Origin of the sequence: Kitasatospora sp. NPDC047058 (assembly GCF_040643935.1) — a bacterium.
Lineage (GTDB): Bacteria > Actinomycetota > Actinomycetes > Streptomycetales > Streptomycetaceae > Kitasatospora.
The window spans coordinates 1-4,087 of the sequence record NZ_JBEYVJ010000526.1; the positions used below are offsets into that span (position 1 = coordinate 1).

At 75.1% G+C, this 4,087-nt stretch carries 3 protein-coding genes and 3 pseudogenes; all 6 read left to right on the top strand.

Annotated features, from left to right (window positions below; all coding sequences use genetic code 11):
• Positions 1 to 130: 130 nt before the first annotated feature.
• Positions 131 to 838, top strand: a pseudogene (locus ABZ885_RS36720) (sensor histidine kinase); the annotation flags it as partial.
• Positions 835 to 1,512: a response regulator transcription factor gene (locus ABZ885_RS36725; protein WP_360198843.1), complete on the top strand. Its 678-nt coding sequence runs from the start codon at positions 835 to 837 to the stop codon at positions 1,510 to 1,512. The pseudogene ABZ885_RS36720 and the gene ABZ885_RS36725, both read left to right, overlap by 4 nt.
• Positions 1,513 to 1,765: 253 nt before the next feature.
• The gene (locus ABZ885_RS36730; RefSeq protein ID WP_360198845.1) at positions 1,766 to 2,065 is read left to right on the top strand and encodes an SHOCT domain-containing protein; all 300 of its coding nucleotides are present in this window, start codon (positions 1,766 to 1,768) and stop codon (positions 2,063 to 2,065) included.
• Positions 2,062 to 2,817, top strand: a complete 756-nt coding sequence (locus ABZ885_RS36735; RefSeq protein ID WP_360198847.1) for an ABC transporter ATP-binding protein — start codon at positions 2,062 to 2,064, stop codon at positions 2,815 to 2,817. The genes ABZ885_RS36730 and ABZ885_RS36735 overlap by 4 nt, the downstream gene beginning before the upstream one ends.
• Positions 2,814 to 3,995 (top strand): annotated as a pseudogene (locus ABZ885_RS36740) (ABC transporter permease); the annotation flags it as partial. The gene ABZ885_RS36735 and the pseudogene ABZ885_RS36740, both read left to right, overlap by 4 nt.
• Positions 3,995 to 4,087: pseudogene (locus ABZ885_RS36745) on the top strand (type II 3-dehydroquinate dehydratase); the annotation flags it as partial. The pseudogenes ABZ885_RS36740 and ABZ885_RS36745, both read left to right, overlap by 1 nt.

Below are 4,087 nucleotides of genomic sequence, written 5' to 3' on the forward strand. Positions count from 1 at the left end.
GTCGAGGGTGCCCGAGTTCCAGAGCTTGGTGGTGATGTAGAGGTCCTCGCGGGCCACGCCGCCGGCGAGCGCCTCGGTGACCGCCTTGCCGGTGCTGGCCGCCCACCGGGCGTACCAGCAGCAGCTGGAGCAGCGCCGGGCCAATGACGAACGGCTGCGGATGGCACGGGAGTTGCACGACATCCTCGCGCACAGCCTTTCGTTGATCAACATCCAGGCCGGGGTCGCCCTGGCGCTGATCGACAGCCGCCCGGAGCAGGCGCGGACGTCGCTGGCCACGATCAAGGCGACCAGCAAGGAGGCGCTCGACGAGGTCCGCCAGGTGCTCGGGACACTGCGGGCGCCCGGGGCGGCGGCGCCGCGCGGCCCGGCACCCGGGCTGGACCGGCTGGACGAGCTGACCGAGCAGGCGGACCGGGTCGGGCTGGCGGTCGAGGTGCACGAGGCGGGCAGGCGGCGGGCGTTGTCGGCCGGCGTCGACCTGACGGCGTTCCGGATCGTCCAGGAGGCGCTGACCAACGTGATCCGGCACTCGATCGCCCGGCAGGCGGCGGTCGTGCTGGACTGGACGGATCCCGACGCCCTGGTCGTCGCGGTCGACGACCCCGGCCCGGCCGCGCCCGGGGACGCGGGCGGGACGGGCAGCGGGCTGGCCGGGATGCGGGAGCGGGCCGCCGCGTTCGGCGGCTCCATCACGGCGGGACCGTCGGCGGGCGGCGGGTTCCGGGTCCGGGCGGTGCTGCCGACCGGCGAACGGCCGGGCGGAACGGGTGAGCGGCCGGACGGCCGGGGTGAGCGGCCGGGTGCCGCCGGCGGGAGCGGGAGGACGGGCGAGTGATCCGGGTACTGCTGGCGGACGACCAGGTGCTGGTCCGGGCGGGCTTCCGGGCACTGCTCGACATGCAGGACGACCTCACCGTGGTCGGTGAGGCGGACGACGGCGAGGCCGCGCTCCGGCTGGCCCGCGAACTCCTGCCGGACGTCGTCCTGATGGACATCCGGATGCCCCGGATGGACGGCCTGGAGGCGACCCGGCGGATCGCCGCCGACCCGGCGCTGACCGAGGTGCGGGTGGTGGTGCTGACCACCTTCGAGCTGGACGAGTACGTCTTCGAGGCGCTGCGCTCGGGCGCGGCCGGGTTCCTGGTCAAGGACACCGAGCCGACCGAGCTGCTGCGCGCCGTCCGGGTCGCGGTCGCGGGTGACGCGCTGCTCTCGCCGGGGGTGACGCGCCGCCTGATCGGCGAGTTCGCCGCCCGCTCCAAGGCGCCGGAGGCCACGGCGGCGGGGGTCGCGGACGTCTCCGTGCTCACCGAGCGGGAGCGGGAGGTCCTGGCGCTGGTCGGCATGGGGCTCTCCAACGAGGACATCGCCCGTCGGCTGGTGGTCAGTCCGCTGACCGCGAAGACGCACGTCAGCCGGGCGATGGTGAAGCTCGGTGCGCGGGACCGGGCGCAACTGGTGGTGCTGGCCTACGAGTCGGGGCTGGTCCGGCCGGGGTGGCTGGGCTGAGGTCCGGTCCGGCGGGGGCACCGGGATGGCCGGGATCGCAGGGATCGCAGGATGGCCGGGCCGGGTGCGGCCCCGGCGCCCGCGGCCGTCCGTACGTCCCGCGCGATGCCCGGCGGCCGTCCGTACTCCCCCGGGAGTATCGCGACTGCCGCTCCCCGGAGGACGCGTGAGTAGGAGCCCCGGCGGGAGGCTCAAGGCACTTCGGGAACCGTCCCGAGGTCCCTGAAGCCGACCGCTGAGGAGATGAACCACCATGTACACGCTGCTGGCCGACCATGACGGGGGCTGGCCGGGCCCCTGGATCCTGCTGATCCCGCTGGCCTGGGCCGCCGTGGTGTTCCTCGTGATCGTCCTCCTGCGCCGGACGGTCTGGCGCCGGGGCTGCGGAGCCGGGCCGGACCACCCGCTGGCCGTGCTGGGCCGCCGCTACGCCGAGGGGGACATCGACGCCGAGGAGTACCGCACGCGGCGGGCCGTCCTGACCGAGCAGCACCACCCGCAGGACGGCGGTCCCTACGGGGGCGGCCGGTCCCGAGGGGGTGCCGGGAAGTGACCACCCTCGATGTCGTACGCGGCACCGCCGCGCGGGTCGCCGACGCCGTCAAGATCTACGGCGTCGGCGGCACCGAGGTCCGGGCGCTCGACCACGTCACGGTCGAGTTCCCGGCCGGGCGCTTCACCGCGATCATGGGCCCGTCCGGCTCGGGCAAGTCCACCCTGATGCACTGTGCGGCGGGGCTGGACACGCTCACCGCGGGCAGCGCCTACATCGGCGAGACCGAGCTCGGCCCGCTCGGCGACCGGCGCCTCACCCTGCTGCGCCGGGAGCGGCTCGGGTTCGTCTTCCAGGCCTTCAACCTGGTGCCCACGCTCACCGTCCGGGAGAACATCACCCTCCCGCTGGACCTGGCCGGCGCCGCACCCGACCAGGAGTGGCTGGACGCGCTGATCGACGTCGTGGGCCTCGGCGACCGGCTGCACCACCGCCCGAGCGAGCTCTCCGGCGGCCAGCAGCAGCGCGTCGCGGTGGCCCGGGCGCTGGCCGGCCGGCCCCAGGTGGTCTTCGCCGACGAGCCGACCGGGAACCTCGACTCGCGCACCGGCGGCGAGGTGCTCGGGCTGCTGCGCCGCGCGGTGGACGAGATGGGGCAGGCGGTGGTCATGGTCACCCACGACCCGACGGCGGCCGGGTACGCCGACGAGGCGCTGTTCCTCGCCGACGGCCGGCTGGTCGACCGGATGGAACGGCCGACCGCCGGCCGGGTCCTGGACCGGATGAAGGCCTTCGAACGGGGGCGGTCATGACGTCCACGACGACGGCCGTGCGGCTCAGCCTGCGCTCGCTGCGCGCGCACAAGCGGCGCCTGGCCGGCACGCTCGTGTCGATCCTGCTCGGGGTCAGCTTCCTGACCGGGACGATGGTGCTCGGCGACACCCTGCGGGCCAACTTCGACACCCTGTTCGCGGACGCCAACGCCGGGACCGACGTGGTGGTCCGCAGCGCCGACGTCCTGGACTCCCCGGGCACGCCCGGCGGCGTCCGGGCACCCGTGGACGCCGCGTTGGCCGAACGGCTGCGGGCCGTCCCGGGGGTGGCGGCGGCCGAGCCGTCCGTCCAGGGCGCGGGCCAGCTGGTCGGCAGCGACGGCAAGCCGGTCGGCGGGCAGGGGCCGCCGACCCTGGCCGGCAACTGGCTGGCGGACACCCGGCTCAACCCGTACAAGCTGGCCGAGGGGCGTGCCCCCGCGGCCCCCGGAGAGGCGGTGGTCAACCGCGGTGCGGCGAAGGCCGGCGGGCTGCACGTGGGTTCCACCACCGTGCTGCGCACCCCCGACCCGGTGACCGTCACCGTCGTCGGCATCGCCACCTTCGGGGACAGCGCCGACGGGATGGGGCCGAGCACCTTCACCGCGCTCAGCCCCGGGGACGCCGAGCGCTACCTCACGCCGAAGGGCGCCGGCCAGGCCAGCTCGATCCAGGTCCGGGCGGCGGGCGGCGTCTCCCAGCGCGAGCTGGCGGCGAGGATCGCCCCGCAGCTGCCGGGCGGGGTGGAGGCGGTCACCGGGACGGCGGCCACCCAGGAGAGCACCGCGATGGTGTCCGGGCGGTTCCTCACCATGTTCACCACGCTGCTGCTGGTCTTCGCCGGGATCGCGCTGCTGGTCGCGACCTTCACCATCCACAACACCTTCGCCATCGTGGTCGCCCAGCGGACCAGGGAGAACGCCCTGCTCCGGGCGCTCGGTGCGGTGCGCGGCCAGGTGCTCGGGGCGACGCTGGCGGAGGCGCTGGCCGTCGGAGTGCTGGCCTCGCTCGGCGGGGTGCTCGGCGGCATCGGAGTGGCGGCGGGGCTCAAGGCGCTGTTCTCGGTGCTCGGCTTCTCGTTGCCCACCGGTGGCATGGTGATCAACACGGCGGCCGTCGTCCTGCCGCTGCTGGCCGGCACGGTGGTGGCGGTTGGCTCGGCGTTGCTGCCGGCTCGCTGATCGAGGTGCACATCTCCAACCCGTACGCCCGGGAGGCCTTCCGGCACACCTCGGTGATCGCCGCGGTCGCCTCCGGCACGATCGCCGGG

Bases quoted from the DNA above. Each gene is read 5' to 3' on its own strand.
- ABZ885_RS36730 (WP_360198845.1), top strand. From the start codon at position 1,766: ATGTACACGCTGCTGGCCGACCATGACGGGGGCTGGCCGGGCCCCTGG.